Source organism: Hydrogenophaga sp. GW101-3F08, from assembly GCF_059424585.1.
Window position 1 is genome coordinate 249,834 of record NZ_JBWKZP010000003.1, and the last position, 21,485, is coordinate 271,318.

A 21,485-nucleotide genomic window follows, 5' to 3' on the forward strand; every position below is an offset into this window, starting at 1 on the left:
GTGTCATGCCGCGCGCCGCAACCATTCGGCCGGGTCCACGTCCACGCCCAGCTGCGCCAGCAGTTGCAGGCCCTGCGGCCATTCACCGAAGCCGGACGCGACGTTGATGTGGCCCGCGTTCTCCAGCCGCACGAACTCGCTGCCCCAGGCCCGGGCGTAGGCGCCGGCCAGCCGCACCGGGCAATACGGGTCGTTGCTGCTGGCCACCAGGATGCTGCGGTAAGGCAGCCGCTGGTACGGCACCGGCGCGAAATCGGTCAGTTGGGCCCGCCGCTCGGGGTCGGCCGGCGCCACCAGCAGCGCAGCGCTCGTGCGCGCCGCGGCCTCTGGCGGCAGATGGGCCACCGCCATGCAGCCCAGGCTGTGCGCCACCAGCACGACCCGTTCGCCCCGGCAAGCGAGGATGTCATCGGCGAGCCGACCCACCCAGTCCTGCCGGCGTGGGAACAGCCAGTCGCCCTGCTCCACCCGGCGGGCGTTGGGCAGTCGATCAGCCCAGAGGCTTTGCCAGTGCGCGGGCTCGGAGTTGCGCCAACCCGGCACGATGAGAATGCGGGCGGCCCTCATTTGGCGCGTGAGTAGATCTGGTCGAACGTACCGCCATCGGCGAAATGCACCTTGGCCGCCTGCTCCCAGCCGCCGAAGGCTTCTTCGATCTTGAACAGCTTGAGTTTGGGCAGCTGCTTGGCGTACTTGGCCTGGGCCTTGGCCGAGGTCGGGCGGTAGAAGTGCTTGCCGATGATGTCCTGCGCCTCTTCGGTGTAGAGGAACTGCAGGTAGGCCTCGGCCACGGCGCGTGTGCCCTTCTTGTCCACGTTCTTGTCGACCACGGTCACGGCCGGCTCGGCCAGGATGGACAACGAGGGGTAGACGAAGTCCACCTTGTTGCCGAATTCCTTCTCCAGCAGGTAGGCCTCGTTTTCCCAGGAGATGAACACGTCGCCCTGGGCGCGCTGGGCGAAGGTGATGGACGAGCCGCGCGCGCCCGAGTCGAGCACGGGCACGTTGGCATAGAGCTTGGCCACGAACTCCTGGGCCTTGCTGACATCACGGTTCGGGCCGCCGTACTTGCGCAAAGCGAATTCCCAGGCGGCCAAGTAGTTCCAGCGGGCGCCGCCCGAGGTCTTGGGGTTGGGGGTGATGACCTTCACGTCCGGGCGGATCAGGTCGTCCCAATCCTTGATGGCCTTGGGGTTGCCCGCGCGGGTCACCAGCACGATGGTGGAGGTGTAGGGCGAGCTGTTGAGCGGCAGGCGCTTTTGCCAGTCTTTCGGAATCCAGCCGCCGTTGGTGTGCAGCGCGTCGGTGTCACCGGCCAGGGCCAGGGTGGCCACGTCGGCGTCCAGCCCGTCGATGATGGAACGGGCCTGCTTGCCGGAGCCACCGTGGCTCTGCTTGATGGTCACGTCCTGGCCCGTCTTGGCCTTCCAGTGTTTGGCGAAGGCGGCGTTGTATTCCCCATAGAGCTCGCGCGTCGGGTCGTAGGACACGTTGAGCAGGGTGATGGGGGCTGGCTGCGTGAGCGCGGGCCAGGCGGCGACGGCCAGGGCACCGGCGATCAGGGCAGTGGTGAAGTTGCGGCGGGTTTTCATGGGTTTTCTCCGGGGATCTGATGACAACGGAGCGGATCATGAAACGCCAGCAACGAAACTGGAACGAATACGTTCTCAGTTGTTTATAACGAAAACAACTAAGTAGAAGTGTCTGGCCCACCGGCGACACCGACGCGCTGGTGATGTTTCAGCGCCTGTAAAACCGGGCGCGAACGCAGTGCCCGATCAACGCGGCTTTTGGGCCGGGGTCGAAGGCGAACGGGGCGCGCCCGCTGCGGCGGGCGGGTTGCACGGGTCCTTGGCGCGGGCGCTGCCGGTTTCGAGCAGCGGCAAGATGGCCGCCGCGGGGCCTGCCGCCGCCCCCAGGGCCAGCGCGCCGAGCACGCGCCCGGCGAGCCGTTTGGGTTCGAGGCCCACGGCCGGATTGGCCAGCGTGCCGGTCACGGTGACGGGCGTTCTCAGCGACAGCAAAGACCAGTCCTTGGGCCGCGTGACCACGTGCAAGTCCAGCGATTCGTCGCGAAGGCTGACCTGGCCGGTGATCCACACCGTGCTGTCCTCGTTGTCGATCACGGCCAGGGTGGGCCGGACGACGCCGTTGCGCGCCACCAGATCGAACCGGGCGCAGCGCAGGGGCAAAGGCCGGTCCCCGGTGATCACCACTTGCAGGGCCTGGGCGAGGTCGAGGCCCATGGCTTCGGTGATCAGGTGCGACAGGGTGCCTTCGCGCAGCGCGAGCTTGAGCGGGCCGTCGGCCGAGCCCAGGATGTCCGCCGTCGAGTTGCCGGCTCCCCGCAGGTGCAGGTTGCCAAAGAGCTCGCCCGTGAGGTAGGCCTGCACCGGCTGCTCTCCGCCCTGGCGGGCCGCTTGACGCTCGCGCTTGAGCGCGGCCGTTGCGGTGGCGGGCGGGGCTTTGCCTTGGGCCGAATCGGGGCGCAGCCCCCGGATCCATCCCGCCATGTCGATGCCCTCGAACGCCAGGCGGGCTTCCCATTTCGCGGGGTTGGCGTTGCTGTCCAGCGCCGTCATGCCCTTGACCTGTCCGCCCGACACCACGGCCTGCAAGTCCTCCAGCCGCAACACGCCATCGTCCAGGAGCACGCGGGTTTTGAGCTGCCGCAGGGGCGCCATGGCCTGGGTGCCGAAGTCCAGCTCCTGGATCGCCACTTGCACATCGGCGTCCATGGCTTTGAGCGAGGGCAGGTCGAAGCGGCGTTGCGGCAAGGCGTGGCCTGTTGGCGTGCCGGCAGGCGCCGCCTTGCCGCCACCGCCGATGGCCGGTCCCAGATCGGCCAGGGCGAGCTTGGGGCCGGTGAGCGTGCCGGTAAGGCGCGGCGGCTGGGTGCGCTGTTGGTATTGCAGATCGCCCTGGAGGCGGCTGCTGCCGATGTGGGCGCGCGTCGTCTTCAGCCGCCAGACGCCGGCGTCCTGCTGCAGTTCGCCGCGCAGATCGAAGGCCGGTGTTCGCGGCAGGGTCAGCCCCAGGGGTTTGGCCACGTCCGCCAGCGAGGGGCCGGCCACTTCCACCCTGCCCTGCATGCGCGGCGTGCCCAGCAGCGAAGCGGCCTGGCCGTCGAACAGCACGCGGGTGGACGCGACCGTGCCCTTGATCATGACCGGCACCCAGGGGGCGTCGGCAGCGCTGCCAGGGTCCTGCAGCAGGGGCAGCGTGCTGCCGGCGCGCACGTCCAGCTTGAGCGGCAAGGCGCGGTAGCGCCCGGTGAGTGAAGCTGTGTAGCCCGTGCCAGGGCCGCTCGCGGCGCTGCCTTCGCTGCCCCGCACCCGCACGGCCACGTCCGCGTCCCGCAGGGCATCGACCCAGGCGATCTGCCCCTGGCCCACGGTCAGGTTCCCGAAACTCGGCAACGCCGCCTCGGCCGAAGCGTCGGCTTTTTCCGGCGGTGCTTCTTTGGCGCCCAACCGCCAGTTGGCCGCGCCGTCGGCGCTGCGCACCAGATGCGCGTCGAGCACGTCCGCGCGCAGGGCTTGCAGGTGCAGGGTGTCGCCCCGCCGCCAGCGCCACACATCGCCCCAGCGCCAGGCCAGGGTGACGCGTTGCGCGTCCAGCAGGTGCGGGGCCTTGAAGCGGGGATCGGAGGCGATGTGCAGGTGTTCGACTTCCAGCCGCGGCCGCCAGATGAGGTGCAGCTTCACCGCGCCCTGCAACTGCACGGGCGCGTTGGCCCCGCGCGCCATGGCGCGCTCCAGCGGCTGCCGCAAGAACGGCCACCCGGTCACCTCGCCCACCACGACCAGGGCCACCAGCAGGCCGGCCACACCCGCCGAAGCCCACAGGGCGGGCCGACGGGCCCAGACCGCCCGGTTCCGCTCGGGAGCCGGGGGCGGCGCAGGGGGAGCGTGGGGTGATGTGTTCACATGCGTTTGGAACCGCGCCAACGGCGCGGGGTTCCGACGGGATGGTTGCGACTTGATCATAGAAGCCGGGCCTGTCATCCTTCGTTCGCCAACGCACAGACGGCGCGGTCGGGCGAACTCGAAACTCCAACAAAGAGGCGGTTTTTTTCATGCGCCATGCCCCCAGTGGAAACGCCTCGTCGGACACGATGGCGGTGAACGACGAGACGCAGCCTCCCGGGGCACGCTGGCTCTCGAAGGGCGAGGCGTGGGTGCTGGAGCTCAGCGGTGAATGGCGCGGGCACCGCGGTGCCTTGCCCGACCTGCCCGCCCCAGACCTCGCAGGACCGGTGGCGGTGACTTCCCTGGCGCTGCACTCGTGGGACGCCGTGCTCGCCGGGCGCTTGTGGCAGCAGTTGGAGCCCCTCGTGCGCCGCGAGGTGTCGGTGGATCTGCAGGGCCTGCCCCAGGGCCTGCAGGAGATCCTGGCGCTGGCCCTGAATGCCGCGCCACCGGCGCAAGAGGCCGCGGACGACAACCCGCCGCCCGGGCTCGTGACCCGTGTGGGTGCGCGCGCCGTGGGCGCCTGGGACACGCGCCGTCAGTCGCTCACCTTCGTGGGCGAGGTGCTGTTCTCGCTGGGCCGCTGGCTGCGCGGGGCCAGCGACATGCGCGCGTCGGACCTGATGTGGCAGATCGAACAGACCGGGCCGCGCAGCCTGCCCATCGTGGCGCTGGTGAGTTTTCTTGTGGGCCTGATCGTGGCCTACATGGGCGCCGCGCAGCTGCAACGCTTCGGCGCCCAGACCTACATTGCCGACCTGGTCACGGTGGGCGTGGTGCGCGAGGTGGCGGCCCTGCTGGTGGGCATCGTGCTGGCCGGGCGCGTGGGCGCGGCTTTCGCGGCGCAGATCGGCAGCATGCGCGCCAACGAAGAGATCGACGCGCTGACCACCCTGGGTGTGAACCCGTTCGACTTTCTGGTGTTGCCGCGTGTGCTGGCGCTGCTCATCGTGGGCCCCATGCTCACGGCCTTTGGTGCCGTGGTGGGCATGGCGGTGGGCTGGCTGGTGGCCGTGGTCATCTATGGCGTCACGCCGCTGGAATACGTGTATGCCAGCGTGGAGTCGCTGACGCTGCCCCACGTGCTGGTGGGGCTGATCAAGGGCACGGTGTACGCCGCGCTGGTGGCGCTGGCCGGCTGCCGCCAGGGCATGGCGGCCGGGCGCAGCGCGCAGGCCGTGGGCGACGCCACCACCGCGTCGGTGGTACAAGCGATCGTCTGGATCGTCGTGGCGGCCTCCGTGCTCACCGTGGTGTTTCAACGTCTGGATGTCTGATGACCGAATTCGCCCACCCGCCTTCCGCAACAGAACCAGCCCGCGCCGCCCAGGCCGGCGCGCAGGCCCCTCTGGTGCGGGCGCGCGAACTCACCATGGCCTTCGGCGACAACGTGGTTCAGCACGACCTCACGTTCGACGTGCTGCCCGGCGAGGTGCTGGCCATCGCCGGCGGCAGTGGCTGCGGCAAGAGCACGCTGATGCGCCACCTCATCGGCCTGCAGGAGCCGGCGGCGGGCCAGGTGCTCTACGGGGAGCGCGACCTGTACGCGGCGGACACCGCAACCCAGCGCACGCTGATGCAGGCGTTCGGCGTCACCTTCCAGGCCGGCGCCTTGTGGAGCAGCATGACCGTGGGCGAAAACGTGATGCTGCCGATGCAGGTGTTCACCGACATGGGCGCGGCCGAATGCGAACAGGAAGCGCGCTTCAAGCTGGCGCTCGTGGGGCTGGCCGGCAGCTTCGACGTGGAGCCCGCCGCGCTCAGCGGCGGCATGAAGAAGCGCGCCGCCATTGCGCGGGCGCTGGCCCTGAACCCGCCCTTGCTGTTTCTGGACGAACCCTCCGCGGGCCTGGACCCGCTGACCTCGGCGAACCTGGACGAGCTCATCCGGCACCTGCGCGACGACCTGGGCACCACGGTCGTGATGGTCAGCCATGAGCTGGACAGCATTTTTGCCCTGGCTGATCGGCTGCTGTTCCTCGACGCCCAGACGCGCACCATGACCGCGCTGGGGCCGCCGCGCGATCTCATGCGCGAAGGCCCGGAAGGCGTTCAGCAGTTCCTGCGCCGCGGCGCTGCGGAGGATCGCGCATGAAACGCAAGGCCAACGCCACGCTGATCGGCGGCTTCGTGGTGGCCGGTCTGGCCCTGATCGCCACCGCCATCATTGCCCTTGCGGGCAACCGCTTTTTCACCAGCCAGGAGCGCGTCGTCATGCATTTCAGTGGATCGGTCTATGGCTTGCAGGTGGGGGCGCCCGTGGTGTTTCGGGGCGTGCGGGTCGGCAGTGTCGAGTCGATCGACGTGTTCTACGACCGCGCCACCGACAGCTTCTCCATTCCCGTGGTCGCCGCGCTCGACAGCGATGCCGTCGGCGGGCTCGACGGCAAGCGCGCCGACGTGGATGTGGGTCTGGCGCTGCCGGCCCTGATCAAGCGGGGGCTGAGCGCGCAGCTGGCCACGCAGAGCCTGCTCACCGGCCTGCTGTACGTGGACCTCGATCTGCGCCCGCAGCGCGAGAGCAGCGTGCGCGGCACCTACCAGGGCGTCACCGAAATCCCCACCACGGTCACCGCCATCCAGAACCTGCGGGAGCAGCTCGAAGGCATGGACTTCCGCGCCATTGCCGACGACCTGGCGGCCATCGCGTCCTCGGCCCGGACCATCGTGTCGGGCCCGCAGCTCAAGCAGGCCCTGGACGATCTGGCCGCCATCACCGCGTCGCTCAAGCGCATGTCGTCGCGCCTGGACCAGCGCATGGACCCGCTGGCCGACGAACTGCAGCGCTCGCTGGCCGCCACGCGCCAGGCCATGGACGCCGTGGGAGCGTCCGCGCGATCGGTGAACCAGAACGCCGCCAGGGTGGGAAGCACCTCGGACCGTGTGTCCGAGCTGCTGGCGCCCGACGCGCCGCTGGTGAGCAACCTGCAGCGCGCCGCCGACGAGGTGGGGCGCACCGCGGCGGCGCTGCGCGAAGCCACCGCGGGCGACTCGGGGCTCATGGTCGGGGCCGACCGGGCCCTGGAGGACTTGTCCCGCGCGGCCCGCGCGCTGCGCGACCTGGCCGAGACGCTGGAGCAGCAGCCCGACGCGCTGCTGCGCGGCCGTGAGGAGGTGAAGCCATGAAGCGCCGGCTCGCACTGGCCAGCCTGGCGGCAGCGTCCTGGCTGTTGACGGCATGCGCCCGCCCGCCGGCGGCCACGCGCTGGTACGAGTTGCGCAGCCAGCCACCGGGGCCGGTGCCCGCCGCGCGGGCGGGCGACGGGGCGCTGTGGGAAGTGGCCCGCACGGTGGGCTTGCCGGGTGCTCTGGACCGCGAAACCCTGGTGGTCGCCAGCGGCGCGGCCGGACTGGAACCGCTGACCGGCCACCGCTGGGTGGAGCCGCTGCGCGACGCCATTCCACGCCTGCTGGTGGCCGACCTGGCGGTGTTGCGCGGGCCGGGCCTGGTCTGGCGGGCCCCCGTGCCGCCCGGGGTGAACCCCGCGCGGCGCTTGCGGGTGGAGATCGTCACCCTGATGGCCGACGCCGGGCGCCACACGCTGCGCCTGCAGGCGCGCTGGTGGCTGGGCGACGCCCGCCCGGGCGGCACCGCGCCCGCGCTCGATCAGGCCGACATCAACATCCCGCTGACCGATGCCTCGGTCGACGCGCTGGCCGCCGCGCACCGGCTGGCGCTGTGGCAGCTCGCGCTGCACATCGTGGCATCAACACCCGCTTAGGCGACCTCAGACCTTCGAGAAGTCCGGCTTGCGGCGTTCCATGAAGGCGGTGAAGGCTTCCTTGGCCGCGGGTTCGCGCAGCATGCGGCCAAAGCTGGCGCCCTCTTCGGCCATCTGCGCCAGCACCTGCTCGGTCTGGCCTTTTTTCATGAGCCGTTTGGTTTCGATGAGCGAGCTCAGGGGCTTGGCCGCGAGCTTGCGCGCCACGGCCTGGGCGTAGCCCGCGGCTTCCAGTGGCGGCAGCACGCGGTTGACCAGGCCCACTTCGAGCGCGGCCTCGGCCATGAAGGGCTCGCCCAGCAGCAGGGCTTCGGCGGCGCGGTGGTAGCCCAGCATCTGCGGCACCAGCAGGCTGGAGGCCGCTTCGGGGCACAGGCCCAGGTTCGCGAAAGGCATGGAAAACGCGGCGTTGTCGCCGGCGTAGACCAGGTCGCAGTGGAACAGCAGGGTGGTGCCGATGCCCACGGCCGGGCCGCAGACGGCGGCGATGACGGGCTTGGGAAACAACGCGATGCCGCGCAGGAAGCGGAACACCGGCGAGTCCTGCGTGGCCGGTGGGGCGTTGAGGAAATCGGCGATGTCGTTGCCTGCACTGAAGATGGCCTCGTGGCCCTGGAACACCACGCAGCGCACGGCGGGGTCGGCTTCGGCGGCGGCCAGCGCATCGGCCAGCGCGGCGTACATGGCGGCGGTGATGGAGTTCTTCTTGTCGGGGCGGTTGAAGGTCAGCGTGGTGACGCCGTCTTCGGTGTGGACGAGGATGTCGCTCATGGAGGGGTCCGTGTGGGTTGTGCGGGGAATCGCGGGCCCGGCGCCCTTCGGTGGGCCGACGGTCCGGGCGGGTGCGCGGGGCCGCCAAATTACCACGATCCGCCCGCATTGTCTGGAGTGCGCTGCCCACTGCGCGACAAGGCCTATGGCCGCGGCCTACACTTCGCGCAGGCAGGCCCACGCCGCTGCCCGGGCCTCTCGCAGGCCGCGCCATTCACGATAGGTTCCACCCATGCCTCCCCCTCGTCTGCCCTCCGTGTTCCGCTGCCTGAGCGCCGGCCTGCTGGCCCTGGGCCTGTGGCTGCCCGCGCTGTCGCACGCGGCCGATCCGCAGCCCACCGCACCGCCCGTGGCCACCGCCGCGCCCACGACGAAACGGCCCACGGTGGGCCTGGTGCTTTCGGGCGGTGGCGCGCGTGGGCTGTCGCACGTGGGGGTGCTCAAGGTGCTGGAACAGGCGCAGGTGCCGGTGGACCTGATCGTGGGCACCTCGATGGGCGCGATCATCGGCGGGCTGTACGCCAGCGGCATGAGCGCCGACGAGCTGGAGCACGAGATCCTGGCGCTGGAGTGGGGCGACCTGTTCGACCCGCGCGAGCCGCGGCAACTGCTGTCGCAGCGCCGCAAAGAGGAAGACTTCGAGTTCTCGCCGGTGCTGCGGCTGGGTTTTCGCGACGGCGAGTTCCGCCTGCCCAGCGGCGCGGTGTCCACCCGCGCGCTGGAGGCCATGCTGCGCCGCTACACCCTGCCCACGCGCCACAAGGCCAGCTTCGACGGCCTGCCGATCCCGTTTCGCGCGGTGGCCACCGACATGGAGACCGGCCAGGCCGTGGTGATGGAACACGGTGACCTCGCCGCCGCGCTGCGCGCCAGTATGTCGGTTCCCGGGGTGTTCGCGCCGCTGGAGCTCGACGGCCGCATCCTGGGCGACGGCGGGCTGGTGAACAACCTGCCGGTGGACGTGGCGCGGCGCATGGGCGCCGAGGTGGTGATCGCCGTGAACATCGGCACGCCGCTGGCCGGGCGCGAGACGCTGGGCAACCTGCTGGGCATCACCACCCAGATGGTCAACATCCTGACCGAACAGAACGTGCAGGCCAGCATCGCCACGCTGACCAAGGAAGACCTGCTGCTCACGCCGCCCCTGGGCAAGATCACCTCGGCCGATTTCAACCGGGCGCCCGAGCTGGTGAAGATCGGCCACGACTACGCGCAGTCGGTGCGCGAAGCGCTGGCGCGTTTCGCCGTGCCCCCGGCGCAGTACGCCGCCTGGGCCGCCCAGCGCCAGGCCATCGCCGACACCGGCCTGACCCGCGGCGGCCATGTGGGCGCCGTGCGCTTCGAGGGCGTGGACGCCACGCGCGCCCAGCGCCTGAACCAATTGGTGCAGAGCCGGCCGGACCAGGGCATCGACCTGCCGCGGATCGAAAGCGACCTGCAGCAGCTCGCCGCCACCGGCGACTACGAGCAGGTGGACTACCGGCTGGAGCGCATCGGCAGCCGCTCGGACGAGGCGCTGGTGCTCCAGCTGCGCGAGAACAGCTGGGGCCCGAACTACGTGCGGCTCGGGCTGGACCTGCGCACCGATTTCGACGGCCAGGGCGCTTTCAACCTGCGCCTGAGCCACAACCGCCACTGGGTCAACAGCGGCGGCGCCGAGTGGCGCAACCGCTTCCAGCTCGGCGAGACGCTGGGCGCGTTCACCGAGTTCTACCAGCCGCTGGACCGCCGGGCCAACTGGTTCGTGGCGACCTGGGCCGACGCCAGCTTGAAGCGCATCGAGCTCTACGACACCCAGGGCGACGCGGTGGCCACCGGCAAACGCCGCGGGGTGCAGGCCGGCGTCGACGTGGGCTGGCCGATCGGTCTGCAGGGCCACCTGGGCGAGTTCCGGCTGGGGCTGACGGGCAGTGCACGGCGCGCCGAACCGGAGCTGGTGAGCGCCAGCGTGGTGGACCAGACCGCCGGCCTGAGCACGCAGCGCTGGCGCGAGGGGGGCGTTCGCATGGCGCTGATCTCCGACCAGCTGGACCACGCCAACTTCCCCTCGGCCGGCCACCGGATCAAGAGCGACCTGGTGGTGGGCCGGCGCAACGCCGAAGGCGCCGCCGGCACCGACTTCATCCGGCTGGACAGCAACTTCAACGCGGTGGGTTCGTGGGGGCCGCACACCCTGAACGCCGGCGCGCGGCTGGCCTACGCCAACCAGATCCCGCTGGGCGCGCTCGACGAGTATTCGCTCGGCGGCTTCCAGCAGCTCTCGGGCTACCGCGTGGGCCAGGTGACGGGCAACTACCTGCTGTTCGGCCGCCTGACCTACTACCGCCGCATGCCCTGGAACGTCGGGGTGGCGCGTGCGCTGTTCGCGGGCGGCTCACTGGAAGTGGGCAACGCCTGGGCCGACCGGCACGACATCGGCCTGAAGGGCCTGCGCACCGGCTCCAGCCTGTTCGTGGGCGCGGACACCGGCGTCGGCCCGTTCTACCTGAGCCTGGTACACGCCGCACGCGGCTACACCGGGCTGTACCTGCTGCTGGGGCGGCCGTAGGGCCGCCGCAGGGCACGCGTGTTCACACGCGTTCGAAGATTCCGGCGGCGCCCTGCCCCATGCCCACGCACATCGTGACCATGCCGTACTTCTTGTTGTGGCGGCGCAGCGCGTGCACCACCGTGGCCGAACGGATGGCACCGGTGGCGCCCAGCGGGTGGCCCAGGGCGATGGCGCCGCCCATGGGGTTGACCTTGGCCGGGTCCAGACCCAGCGTGTTCATCACCGCAAGCGACTGGGCCGCGAAGGCTTCGTTGAGCTCGAACCAGTCGATGTCGTCCTGCTTCAGGCCCGCATAACGCAGCGCGGCCGGGATGGCCTCGATCGGGCCGATGCCCATGAGGTGGGGCGGCACGCCACGGCTGGCATAGCTCACGAAGCGCGCCAGCGGCTGCAGGTTGTAGCGTTTCACGGCGGCCTCGCTGGCCAGGACCAGCGCGCCGGCGCCGTCGCTGGTCTGCGAGCTGTTGCCCGCGGTGACCGAGCCGCGCGCAGCGAACACGGTGCGCAGCTTGGCCAGGCCTTCGAGCGAGGTGTCGGGGCGCGCGCCTTCGTCCAGGCTGACGATGCGGCTGCGGGTGCTGACCTCGGCGGTTTCCAGATTGACGCTGCGCTCGGTCACTTCCACCGGCGTGATCTCGTCGCTGAACTCGCCGTTCTTCATGGCCAGCACGGCGCGCTGGTGCGACTGCACCGCAAACGCGTCCTGCGCGTCGCGCGAGACCTTCCACTGCTGCGCCACTTTCTCGGCCGTCAGGCCCATACCGTAGGCGATGCCGTAGCTCTCCACGTCGTCGGTGTTGGTGAAGATGGTGGGCGAAAGGCTGGGCGAATTGCCCATCATGGGCACCATGCTCATGCTCTCCACACCGGCCGCGATCATCACCTCGGCCTCGCCAACGCGGATGCGGTCGGCCGCCATCTGCACGGCCGACAGGCCGGAGGCGCAGAAGCGGTTGACGGTGATGCCACCCACACTGTTGGGCAGGCCGGCCAGGATGGCGCCGATGCGCGCCACGTTCAGGCCCTGTTGCCCTTCGGGGATGGCACAGCCGCAGATCACGTCTTCAATGGCTTTCGGGTCCAGGCCCGGCACCTGGGCCATGGCCGAACGCAGGGCATGGGCCAGCAGGTCGTCCGGACGGAGGTGCTTGAACGAGCCCTTGTGCGAACGGCCGATGGGGGTGCGGGTGGCGGCGACGATGTAGGCGTCTTGGATTTGTTTCATGGCAAGGTGCTTTCGGTATTACCCCCTCTCCCGCGTGCGGGAGAGGGCTGGGGTGAGGGCCTGCAGCGACTGCCAGATCTTCTCCAGCACAGCAGGGGTTTCGTTCATCACTTCGTGGTTCCAGAACCGGATCACGGTCAGGCCCTGGGATTCAATCAACGCGGTTCGCGCCTGGTCATACGCTTGTTGTTCGGTGTGTTGGCCGCCGTCCATCTCAATGACAAGACCGGCTTCAAGACAGACAAAGTCCAGGATGTAGGGACCCAGTGCGCGTTGACGGCGGAATTTGAAGCCTTGAAAGCGGCGCCCCTTCAACTGCAGCCACAGCAGGCTTTCAGCTTCAGTCATCCGGCCGCGCAGCTCACGCGCTTTCGCCTTGGCCTCCGCCCTCACCCCAACCCTCTCCCGCACGCGGGAGAGGGGGTAAGTCACTTCGGCCTCGGCGGGTTTCATGACATCAGTTCCGCAGCGGCTTGCCCGTATTGAGCATCCCCAGGATCCGCTCCTGCGTCTTCGCATGCACGATCAGCGAGCAGAACGCGCGGCGCTCCAGCGTCATCAAATAGTCCTCGTTCACCAGCGTGCCCGGCTCCACGTCACCGCCCGTGACCACACCCGCGATCAGCGAAGCGATGTGGAAATCGTGCTGGCTGATGAAACCGCCATCGCGCATGTTGACCAGGCTGCCCAGGATGGTGGCTTTGCCGTCGCGACCGGCCACGGGGAACGGGCGCTTGTGCGGTGCGCGGTAGCCGCCGTTGAACAAGGCCTTCGCTTCGTTGATGGCGACGAACAGCAGCTCGTCCTTGTGCGGCACGATCACGTCGGAGTGCAGCACGTAGCCGAGCTTTCTCGATTCCAGCGCGCTCGTGCCGACCTTGGCCATGGCCGCTGCGGTGAAGCCTTCGGTCAGGAAAGGCAGCAGGTCCTTGCCGGTGGAGGTCTCGGCGTTTTCGGCCGCGCGGCGGGCGATGTAGGTCAGGCCGCCGGCGCCAGGCACCAGGCCCACGCCGACTTCCACCAGACCGATGTAGCTCTCCATGTGCACCACGCGGCGCGCGCTGTACACGGCCAGCTCGCAGCCGCCGCCCAGCGCCAGACCGCGCACGGCGCTGACCACCGGCACGTTGGCATAACGCAGGCGCAGCATGGTCTGCTGCATGAAACCTTCGGCGTCTTCGATGGCGCTCACGCCCACCGCCATGAAGGCCGGCAGCATGGCCTGCAGGTCGGCGCCGGCGCTGAAGGGCTCGTCGCCCGACCAGACCACCAGACCCTGGTATGCCTTTTCCGCCAGATCGATGGCGGCCATCAGGCCTTCGCACACGTCGGGGCTGATGGCGTGCATCTTGGTCTTGATGCTGGCGATCAGCACCTCACCGTCGAGCGTCCACACACGGATGGCGTCGTTCTCTTCGATGGTGGTGCCCGCGGTCTCGAACTTCGGACCGGCTTCGCCCAGCAGCAGCTCGGGGAAGTGCTGGCGCCCGTACACCGGCAGACTGCGGCGCGCTTCGAACACGCCCCTGGACGGGTTCCACGAACCCAAGGCGGTGTGCACGCCACCGGCCTCGGCCACCGGGCCCTTGAACACCCACTCGGGCAGCGGCGCCTTGCTCAGCGCCTTGCCGGCATCGATGTCCTCCTGGACCATCTTCGCCACCTCGAGCCAGCCGGCTTCCTGCCAGAGCTCAAACGGGCCCTGCTTCATGCCGAAGCCCCAGCGCATGGCCTGGTCCACGTCGCGGGCGGTGTCCGCAATGGTGGCCAGGTGCACGGCGGCGTAGTGGAAGCTGTTGCGCAGGATGGCCCAGAGGAACTGGCCCTGCGGACCTTCGGCGTTGCGCAAGAGCTTCAGGCGCTCGGCGGCCGGGCGCTTGAGCATGCGGCCATACACCTCGTCGGCTTTCTCGCCAGCGGGTACGTACTCACCGCTCTCCAGATCGAAGCGTTGGATGTCGCGGCCCACCTTCTTGAAAAAGCCGGCCTTGGCCTTCTGGCCCAGGTTCCCCATCTCGATCAGCTTGGCCAGCACGGGCGGTGTGCCGAAGCTGCCATAGAACGGGTCGGTCTGTTCGTTCAGGTTGTCCTGCAGCGTCTTGACCACATGGGCCATGGTGTCCAGACCCACCACGTCGGCGGTGCGGAAGGTGCCGCTGCTGGCGCGGCCCAGGCGCTTGCCGGTGAGGTCGTCGACCACGTCGTAGGTCAGGCCGAAGTTCTCCACCTCTTTCATCGTGGCCAGCATGCCGGCGATGCCGATGCGGTTGGCGATGAAGTTGGGCGTGTCCTTGGCGCGCACCACACCTTTGCCCAGGCCGCTGGTGACGAAGGTTTCGAGGTCGTCGAGAATTTTCGGCTCGGTGGTCGGCGTGGCGATCAGCTCCACCAGCGTCATGTAGCGCGGCGGGTTGAAGAAGTGGATACCGCAGAAGCGCGGCTTGATCGCCTCGGGCAGCACGTCGCTGAGCTTGGTGATCGACAGGCCCGAGGTGTTGGACGCGACGATGGCGTGCTCGGCGATGAAGGGCGCGATCTTGGTGTACAGATCGAGCTTCCAGTCCATGCGCTCGGCGATGGCCTCGATGATCAGGTCGCAGTCTTTCAACTGCTCCATGTGCTCTTCGTAGTTGGCCTGGCCGATCAGATCGGCATCGGCCGCCACACCCAGCGGCGAGGGCTTGAGCTTTTTGAGGTTCTCGACGGCGCGCGTGACGATGCCGTTCTTCGGACCTTCCTTGGCCGGTAGGTCAAAGAGAACAACAGGCACCTTGACGTTGACCAGGTGCGCAGCGATCTGCGCGCCCATCACGCCCGCGCCGAGCACGGCGACTTTTTTCACTTGAAATCGGTTCATTGGTTTTCCATGAATAGGGAAAGGCTCGCGGTCACTCGACTCGCAACCAGACCTGGGTTCGGTAGAACGGGCCGATGTAGCCGCGCATCTCCAGTTTCTTGCCGCCGTCCACCGGCTTGAGGCGGGCGCGGTAGAGCTTGCCGTTCTTTGGATCGAGCACGTCACCGCCATCAAAGACCACCTTGTCGTCGGCGTTCTGCTTGAGGTTGCGCAGGATGGTCATGCCCAGCACGGGTTTGTCCTTGCGGTCGTCGGTGCAGTCTTCGCAGACCGAATCCTGCTTGGCCTCGGGGTCCAGGAGCTTCTCGATGCGACCGGAGAAGACGCCGTTGCTCTCGGTGATGCGCACCAGCGACTTCTCTTTCTTGGTGTCGTCGTCGATGGTCTTCCACAGGCCCACCGGCGTCGTCTGCGCGAAGGCGGACACGGCGGCAAGGCTCAGCATCGCGGTCAGGGCCGTCTTCTTCATGGCGGTCATGCCAGTGCCGCGTCCGTGTCCATGAGGACCTTGCTGCCCGCGCGTGCCGTGCGCATCAGCGTCGCGGTCTCGGGGAAGAGCTTGGCGAAATAGAAACGCGCGGTCTGCAGCTTGGCGGTGTAGAACGGGTCGGTGTTGCCGGCGGCGATCTCGCGCAGCGCCACCTGTGCCATGCGGGCCCAGAAGTAGCCGAACACCAGGTGGCCGGCCACGCGCAGGTAGTCCACCGCGGCGGCGCCCACTTCGTCGGCGTTCTGCAGGCCCTTGAAGCCGATCTCGGTGGTGAACTTGGTGATCTGCTCACCGAGCACCGCCAGCGGGTTGATGAACTCGGCCATCTTTTCGTTGACGCCTTCTTCCATCACCAGCGCACCCACCAGCTTGCCGAACTTCTTGAGCGTTGCGCCGTTGTTGCCCAGCACCTTGCGGCCCAGCAGGTCCAGGCTCTGGATGGTGTTGGTGCCTTCGTAGATCATGTTGATGCGGGCATCGCGCACGAACTGCTCCATGCCCCATTCCTTGATGTAGCCGTGGCCACCAAACACCTGCTGGCACATCGTGGCGGCGTTGTAGCCGTTGTCGGTCAGGAAAGCCTTGGTGATGGGCGTGAGCAGCGAGAGCATCTCGTCGCTGTCCTTGCGCACTTTTTCGTCGGGGTGGTTGTGCGCTTTTTCCAGCAGCACCGAGCTGTAGATGGCCAGTGCGCGGCCGCCTTCGGCGTAGGCCTTGGCGGTGAGCAGCATGCGGCGCACGTCGGGGTGCACGATGATCGGATCGGCCGGCTTGTCCTTGGCCTTGGGGCCGGTCAGGCTGCGCATCTGGATGCGGTCCTTGGCGTAGGCCAGGGCGTTCTGGTAAGCCACTTCGGTCAGGCCGAGCGACTGGTTGCCCACGCCCAGGCGGGCGGCGTTCATCATCACGAACATGGCCTGCATGCCTTTGTTGGGCTGGCCCACGATGGTGCCGATGGCGCCATCGATCACGATCTGCGCGGTGGCGTTGCCGTGGATGCCCATCTTGTGCTCCAGGCCGCCGCAGTAGATGCCGTTGCGCTCGCCCAGCGAGCCGTCGGCCTTGACGTGGAATTTCGGCACGATGAACAGGCTCACGCCCTTGATGCCGGGAGGCGCGTCGGGCAGGCGGGCCAGCACCAGGTGGATGATGTTGTCGGCCATGTCGTGCTCACCGGCGCTGATGAAGATCTTGTTGCCGGTGATCTTGTAGCTGCCGTCGGCCAACGGCTCGGCCTTGGTGCGCATCAGGCCCAGGTCGGTGCCGCAGTGCGGTTCGGTCAGGCACATGGTGCCGGTCCACTCACCGCTGGTCATTTTGGGCAGGTAGGTGTCTTTCTGCGCGTCGGTGCCGTAGGTGTGCAGCGCGGCGTAGGCGCCGTGCGTGAGGCCGGGGTACATGGTCCAGGCCTGGTTGGCCGAGTTCATCATTTCGTACAGGCACTGGTTCACCACCAGTGGCAGGCCCTGGCCGCCGTAGGCCGGGTCGCAGCTGAGCGCGGCCCAGCCGCCGTCCACGTAGGTCTTGTAGGCCGCCTTGAAGCCGGTCGGCGTCTTGACCTCGTGGGTGGTCCTGTCGAGCGTGCAGCCTTCGGTGTCACCGCTGATGTTCAGCGGGAAGATCACCTGCGAGGCGAACTTGCCAGCCTCTTCGAGCACCGCGTTGATGGTCTCGGCGTCCATCTCGGCGTGTTGCGGCATGGACTGCAGATCGGCGGTCACGTTCAGCACTTCGTGCATCACAAACTGCATGTCACGCAGGGGCGGGTTGTAAACGGGCATGGGGGAACTCCTGTGGGGTTTGTGAAGAGAGGGGAACGTTCAGGCCTTGGGTGCGGCCGTCTTTCGCGGGCGCGCCGCAGGGGGTGAGGCAGGCACCGCGCTGAAGCGGGTGACGATGCCCTCGAACGCTGCGAGGGCGCGTTGGAGCGAATTGGGGCTTCGCAGGAAGCGCGCCTCGTAGTGCAAGGCCAGGATCTGGGCATGGATTTCGAAGCCCATCTGTGCGGCATCGGTGTCGGCGCGCAAGTGACCTTCTTCCACAGCGATCTCGATGGCGCGGCGCATGGCGGTGAGCCAGGTGTTGACCGAGCTGGCCAGCGCGTCACGCACCGGGCCGGGCCGGTCGTCGAACTCCACCGCGCCACTGATGTAGATGCAGCCCGAATCGATTTCGACCGAGGTGCGCTTCATCCAGTTGTCGAACAGCGCACGCAGGCGCGGCAACCCGCGCGGGGTGTGGATGGCAGGATAGAACACCTCTTCCTCGAAGCGCGCGTGGTACTCGCGCACCACCGAAATCTGCAGTTCTTCGCGCGAGCCGAAGTGAGCGAACACGCCCGACTTGCTCATCTGCATGACCTCGGCCAGCGCGCCGATGGACAGGCCCTCCAGGCCGATCTGCGTGGCCAGCCCGAGCGCGGCATCGACGATGGCGGCTTTGGTCTGCTGGCCTTTTTGCAGCGGTCGGGCGGCGTCGCTGCGCTGGCGCTTGATCGGAGGGGTAGGGCTCATGCGGCGGGGTCCGGCGGCACCGGACAGGGTTGGGTCCAAAAGCAAACCGCTCGATAAATCGAACGGTCGTGCTATTTTTACCGCAAAAGCCAGCCCGTGATCGGTTGGCACCCAAATTTCCAGAAATTTATTAGGGCCGTGGCCCTAATCGCTCAGCGGGTTAACCCGCAACGCATGAAACAGCCCAGCCGAGGGGCACCGCCCAGAACGCTTTGGTCCTGGCTTCGCCAGGCCGCACCGCGTTGCCCCCTTGAGAGGGTAGCGCGAAGCGCTGCGGGGGTGTTTAAAGATGCGCGCCGGGCAGCAGCAGCGCCAGGCTGTGCTCCAGGCTTTCGCTGGGCGAGCGCTTGAAGCCGCTGCGCGCGAAGCGCTGCAGCCGGCCCACGCAGAAGGCCGTGACCACCGAGGCGTCGGCCTGCGCGTCCACCGTGGGCGTGGCCGCGCCGACCACCACGGCGGCCTCGCGCAGGTTCTGCCGCAGGGCCGATTCGATCTTGTCGAAGAACAGATTCATGCGCTGCTGCAGGCGCTCGTTTTCGTACACCAGGGCGTCGCCCACCATCACCCGCGTCATGCCGGGGTTCTTTTCCCCGAACTGCAGCAGCAGGGTGACCAGTTTGCGCGAGCGGACCATGGCGTCGGGCTCGCGCTCGCCCAGCTGGTTGACCAGGCCGAACACCGCCTGTTCGATGAACTCGATCAGGCCCTCGAACATCTGGGCCTTGCTGGCGAAATGGCGGTAGAGGGCGGCCTCGCTCACCTCCAGCCGCGCGGCAAGCGCGGCGGTGGTGACCCGTTCGGCGCCGGGCTGTTCCAGCATGGTGGCCAGGGCCTGCAGGATCTGCACGCGGCGCTCACCGGGTTTGGGACGTTTGCGACCGTTGCCCTCCACGTGGCCCCCATCATCGTGGGTGGCGTCGGCAGAAGGGCCCGCCATGGGCAAGGGCTCGGGTGCGCTGGAGGTCATGGGCAGTCGGTCCGTCGGTGGTCAGCGGGTGGGCACCGTTCGGAGCCCGTTGGTTGTCATCCCTCTTTTGATTCTCGCACAGCGACACAGCCCGTTACACCTCGGCCCGGGCCGAGGGCGCCGGATGCGGACCCTGCGTCGGCGCGATCGCCACGAATGCCACACGCACACGCAGACCGCGGCCCAGGGCGCCCGCGCCCAGTTGCAAGTGCGTGTGGTGCGCACGGGCGATTTCGTCGGCGATCGCCAGGCCCAGGCCGTTGCCCTCGCCCTCGGTGCCGGGCACCCGGTAGAAGCGCTGCAGCACGTGCGCCTGTTCCTCGACGGGGATGCCCGGGCCATCGTCTTCCACCTCGATCCACGCGCAGGGGCCCGATGCCGTGTCTTCCTGGCCGCAGCGCAGCGTGATGCGCCCACCCTCGGGGGTGTACCGCACGGCGTTGTCCACCAGGTTGATGAGCAGTTCGCGCAGCAACCAGGCGTGGCCCTGGGTCTGGGCCGGTTGGCTCTCCAGGCCCAGGTCGATGTGTTTGTCGCCCGCCGCGTCCAGGAACAGCGACAGGATGGTCTCGCACAGTTCTTTCAGGTCGACCTGCTGCAGCGGCTGGCTGTCGGCGCTCACGGTATCGGCCCGCGACAGCGCCAGCAACTGGTTGGCCAGCTGCGAGGTGCGGCGCGTGGCATCGCGCAGACGCCGCACCTGGTCCACGCGCAAGCTGATCTGCTCGCCAGCGTCCATGCGGCGCGCGGCCTGCGCCCAGGCCTCGACCTGCGCCTGCAGGCCGGCCAGCGGCGTGCGCAGCTGGTGCGCCGCGTCGGCCACGAAGCGGCGCTGGGCCTCGGTCTGGGCGTTGACGAGGGAGAACAGGCGGTTGAGCGCGGACACCAGGGGGCGCACCTCGGTGGGGGCGCTGTCGGTGTCGATGGGGCTGAGGTCGCGCGGCGAGCGCCGCTCCACGGCCTGCTTGAGATCGATCAGGGGGCGCAGCGCGCGCGCCACGGCCCAGGTCACCGCCATGCCGGCCAGCACCAGCAGCAGCAGGTTGGGCAACAGCACCCGCGTGAGCACCGACTCGAACCAGTTCTGGCGCGCGTCCGACCCGTCGGCCAGCATGACGATGAGCTCGCCGGCGGCGGTGTGGTAGCGCTGCGCCACCACGCGGTAGGTGACCCCCCCTTCGACCACGCTCAGGAACTCCGCGCCGTCGGTCGCCGGCAGCACGGTGGGCAGCCAGCCTTCGCCCAACAGGGGTCGGCCGTTGGCGTCCTGCAGGCCGTAGGCGGAAAAGCCCTCGCGCTCCTTGAGAAATTCCTCCACCGGCGGCGCCAGCAACAGGGCCAACCCCGGCCCACCGTCCAGCCCCGCCACGCCGGGCGCCGCCATGGGGGAGTCGGGGGCCCGGTGTTGTTCGCCAGCGCGCGTGACCACCACCGAGTCGGCCAGCAGGGGCACCAGCCGCAGCAGCTGCTGGTCTTGTTGCAAGGCGGCGGTGCCCGCGCTCTGGTAGTGAAAGAACACGCTGACCATGCCCACCAGCCCGAGCGGCAGCATCAGCAGCACCAGCAGGCGGCGCTGCAGGCCCCAGATCATGCCCTCGGTGGTGCGGCCTTCAGGCCCGTGGCGCATGGTCGGGCTGCTTGGCCAGTTCCAGCCGGTAGCCGAAACCGCGGATCGAACGCAGGGCGACCCCGGCCGGGTCGAGCTTGGCGCGCAGGCGCGAGACGTAGACCTCGATCGCGTTGGGCGTGATCTCCTTGTCCCAACCGGTCAGGGCCTGCAGCAGTTTGTCCTTGGCCGCGGGCTTGGGCGCCTGCAGCAGCAGGTATTCCAGCACCGTCCACTCGCGCGGACCCAGCTCCATGGGCTGCCCGGCCAGGGTCACGCGCCGGTGCGCGGTGTCCATCTCCAGCGGGCCGAAGCCCAGCACCGCCGAGGTGGCGGCCTGCGAGCGCCGCAGCAAGGCACGCAGCCGCGCCAGCAGCTCGGGCAGCTCGAAGGGTTTGAGCATGTAGTCGTCGGCACCCAGGTCCAGCCCGTGCACCCGGTCCTGCAGCGCATCGCGCGCGGTCAGGATCAGCACCGGCATGGCCAGGCCACGCGTGCGCAAGCGCCGCGTGAGCTCCAGCCCGTCCATCAGCGGCAGGCCGATGTCGACGATGGCCAGGTCGAAGCTGTCGCTCTCCAGCGCCTGCTCGGCCCGCTCGGCGCTGCCCACCCAGTCCACCGTGTAACCGGCGTTGCACAGCCCCAGCTTGATGCCGCTGGCAACCATCACGTCGTCTTCGACCAGCAAGAGTCTCATCGCCCCCCCCTGCCGCGCTTCGCGCGTTCCCCCCGAGAGGGACGCACCCTGGGACCGGCGAAGCCGGATCCTCGGGCGCCCTGGAACCGGTGCCAGGCCCCGGAAAAGAGCGTGT

At 68.8% G+C, this 21,485-nt stretch carries 18 protein-coding genes; 5 read left to right on the top strand and 13 right to left on the bottom strand.

Translation table 11 applies throughout. From position 1 onward, the window contains the following. Positions 1 to 3: 3 nt before the first annotated feature. From AC07YZ_RS10645 to AC07YZ_RS10655, 3 genes are all read right to left on the bottom strand, one after another. Positions 4 to 567: an RBBP9/YdeN family alpha/beta hydrolase gene (locus AC07YZ_RS10645; RefSeq protein WP_226491430.1), complete on the bottom strand. Its 564-nt coding sequence runs from the start codon at positions 565 to 567 to the stop codon at positions 4 to 6. After that, complete coding sequence (locus AC07YZ_RS10650) at positions 564 to 1,592, bottom strand: sulfate ABC transporter substrate-binding protein (RefSeq protein ID WP_494794721.1); 1,029 nt, start codon at positions 1,590 to 1,592, stop codon at positions 564 to 566. Before AC07YZ_RS10650 ends, AC07YZ_RS10645 begins: the two co-directional genes overlap by 4 nt. Positions 1,593 to 1,778: 186 nt before the next feature. Beyond that, the gene (locus tag AC07YZ_RS10655) at positions 1,779 to 3,929 is read right to left on the bottom strand and encodes an AsmA family protein (protein WP_494794722.1); all 2,151 of its coding nucleotides are present in this window, start codon (positions 3,927 to 3,929) and stop codon (positions 1,779 to 1,781) included. A 149-nt stretch (positions 3,930 to 4,078) separates the two neighbouring features. On the opposite strand from AC07YZ_RS10655, the gene AC07YZ_RS10660 reads away from it, so the two are divergent. Genes AC07YZ_RS10660 through AC07YZ_RS10675 form a run of 4 tightly spaced genes read left to right on the top strand, consistent with a single transcriptional unit; the run spans position 4,079 to position 7,693 of the window. Continuing rightward, positions 4,079 to 5,248 (top strand): MlaE family ABC transporter permease, encoded by a 1,170-nt coding sequence (locus AC07YZ_RS10660; RefSeq protein ID WP_494794723.1) that lies wholly within the window; start codon positions 4,079 to 4,081, stop codon positions 5,246 to 5,248. Further along, positions 5,248 to 6,066: an ABC transporter ATP-binding protein gene (locus tag AC07YZ_RS10665; RefSeq protein ID WP_494794724.1), complete on the top strand. Its 819-nt coding sequence runs from the start codon at positions 5,248 to 5,250 to the stop codon at positions 6,064 to 6,066. Before AC07YZ_RS10660 ends, AC07YZ_RS10665 begins: the two co-directional genes overlap by 1 nt. Further along, complete coding sequence (locus AC07YZ_RS10670; protein WP_494794725.1) at positions 6,063 to 7,097, top strand: MlaD family protein; 1,035 nt, start codon at positions 6,063 to 6,065, stop codon at positions 7,095 to 7,097. The genes AC07YZ_RS10665 and AC07YZ_RS10670 overlap by 4 nt, the downstream gene beginning before the upstream one ends. Further along, positions 7,094 to 7,693, top strand: coding sequence for a PqiC family protein (locus tag AC07YZ_RS10675; protein WP_494794726.1), 600 nt, complete (start codon positions 7,094 to 7,096; stop codon positions 7,691 to 7,693). The genes AC07YZ_RS10670 and AC07YZ_RS10675 overlap by 4 nt, the downstream gene beginning before the upstream one ends. A 6-nt stretch (positions 7,694 to 7,699) precedes the next feature. On the opposite strand, the gene AC07YZ_RS10680 is transcribed toward AC07YZ_RS10675, so the two are convergent. Beyond that, a complete protein-coding gene (locus AC07YZ_RS10680; RefSeq protein WP_494794727.1) occupies positions 7,700 to 8,464 on the bottom strand; it encodes an enoyl-CoA hydratase in 765 nt (254 codons plus the stop codon). A gap of 232 nt (positions 8,465 to 8,696) precedes the next feature. Here AC07YZ_RS10680 and AC07YZ_RS10685 point away from each other — a divergent pair, with 232 nt between their 5' ends. Beyond that, a complete protein-coding gene (locus AC07YZ_RS10685; RefSeq protein WP_494794728.1) occupies positions 8,697 to 11,012 on the top strand; it encodes a patatin-like phospholipase family protein in 2,316 nt (771 codons plus the stop codon). 22 nt (positions 11,013 to 11,034) lie between these two features. Here the strand turns inward: AC07YZ_RS10685 and AC07YZ_RS10690 are convergent, their stop codons facing one another. The 9 genes from AC07YZ_RS10690 to AC07YZ_RS10730 form a co-directional block, all read right to left on the bottom strand. After that, positions 11,035 to 12,240 (bottom strand): acetyl-CoA C-acyltransferase, encoded by a 1,206-nt coding sequence (locus AC07YZ_RS10690; RefSeq protein WP_494794729.1) that lies wholly within the window; start codon positions 12,238 to 12,240, stop codon positions 11,035 to 11,037. Positions 12,241 to 12,258: 18 nt separating this feature from the next. Beyond that, positions 12,259 to 12,693: an endonuclease domain-containing protein gene (locus AC07YZ_RS10695; RefSeq protein ID WP_494794730.1), complete on the bottom strand. Its 435-nt coding sequence runs from the start codon at positions 12,691 to 12,693 to the stop codon at positions 12,259 to 12,261. Between the two features lie 4 nt (positions 12,694 to 12,697). Further along, positions 12,698 to 15,097: a 3-hydroxyacyl-CoA dehydrogenase/enoyl-CoA hydratase family protein gene (locus AC07YZ_RS10700; protein WP_494794731.1), complete on the bottom strand. Its 2,400-nt coding sequence runs from the start codon at positions 15,095 to 15,097 to the stop codon at positions 12,698 to 12,700. Between the two features lie 31 nt (positions 15,098 to 15,128). Next, on the bottom strand, positions 15,129 to 15,566 hold the full coding sequence (locus AC07YZ_RS10705; RefSeq protein ID WP_226494646.1) for a DUF2147 domain-containing protein: 438 nt from the start codon (positions 15,564 to 15,566) through the stop codon (positions 15,129 to 15,131). Positions 15,567 to 15,571: 5 nt separating this feature from the next. After that, entirely contained in the window at positions 15,572 to 17,368 is a 1,797-nt protein-coding gene (locus AC07YZ_RS10710; RefSeq protein ID WP_494794732.1) for an acyl-CoA dehydrogenase C-terminal domain-containing protein, read from the bottom strand. A 39-nt stretch (positions 17,369 to 17,407) separates the two neighbouring features. Continuing rightward, the gene (locus AC07YZ_RS10715) at positions 17,408 to 18,100 is read right to left on the bottom strand and encodes a TetR/AcrR family transcriptional regulator (RefSeq protein WP_494794733.1); all 693 of its coding nucleotides are present in this window, start codon (positions 18,098 to 18,100) and stop codon (positions 17,408 to 17,410) included. Positions 18,101 to 18,383: 283 nt separating this feature from the next. Further along, entirely contained in the window at positions 18,384 to 19,037 is a 654-nt protein-coding gene (gene slmA, locus AC07YZ_RS10720; protein WP_226494645.1) for a nucleoid occlusion factor SlmA, read from the bottom strand. Between the two features lie 124 nt (positions 19,038 to 19,161). After that, on the bottom strand, positions 19,162 to 20,694 hold the full coding sequence (locus AC07YZ_RS10725) for an ATP-binding protein (RefSeq protein WP_413465717.1): 1,533 nt from the start codon (positions 20,692 to 20,694) through the stop codon (positions 19,162 to 19,164). Beyond that, positions 20,678 to 21,370, bottom strand: coding sequence for a response regulator (locus AC07YZ_RS10730; RefSeq protein ID WP_226491416.1), 693 nt, complete (start codon positions 21,368 to 21,370; stop codon positions 20,678 to 20,680). The genes AC07YZ_RS10725 and AC07YZ_RS10730 overlap by 17 nt, the downstream gene beginning before the upstream one ends. Positions 21,371 to 21,485 lie beyond the last annotated feature (115 nt).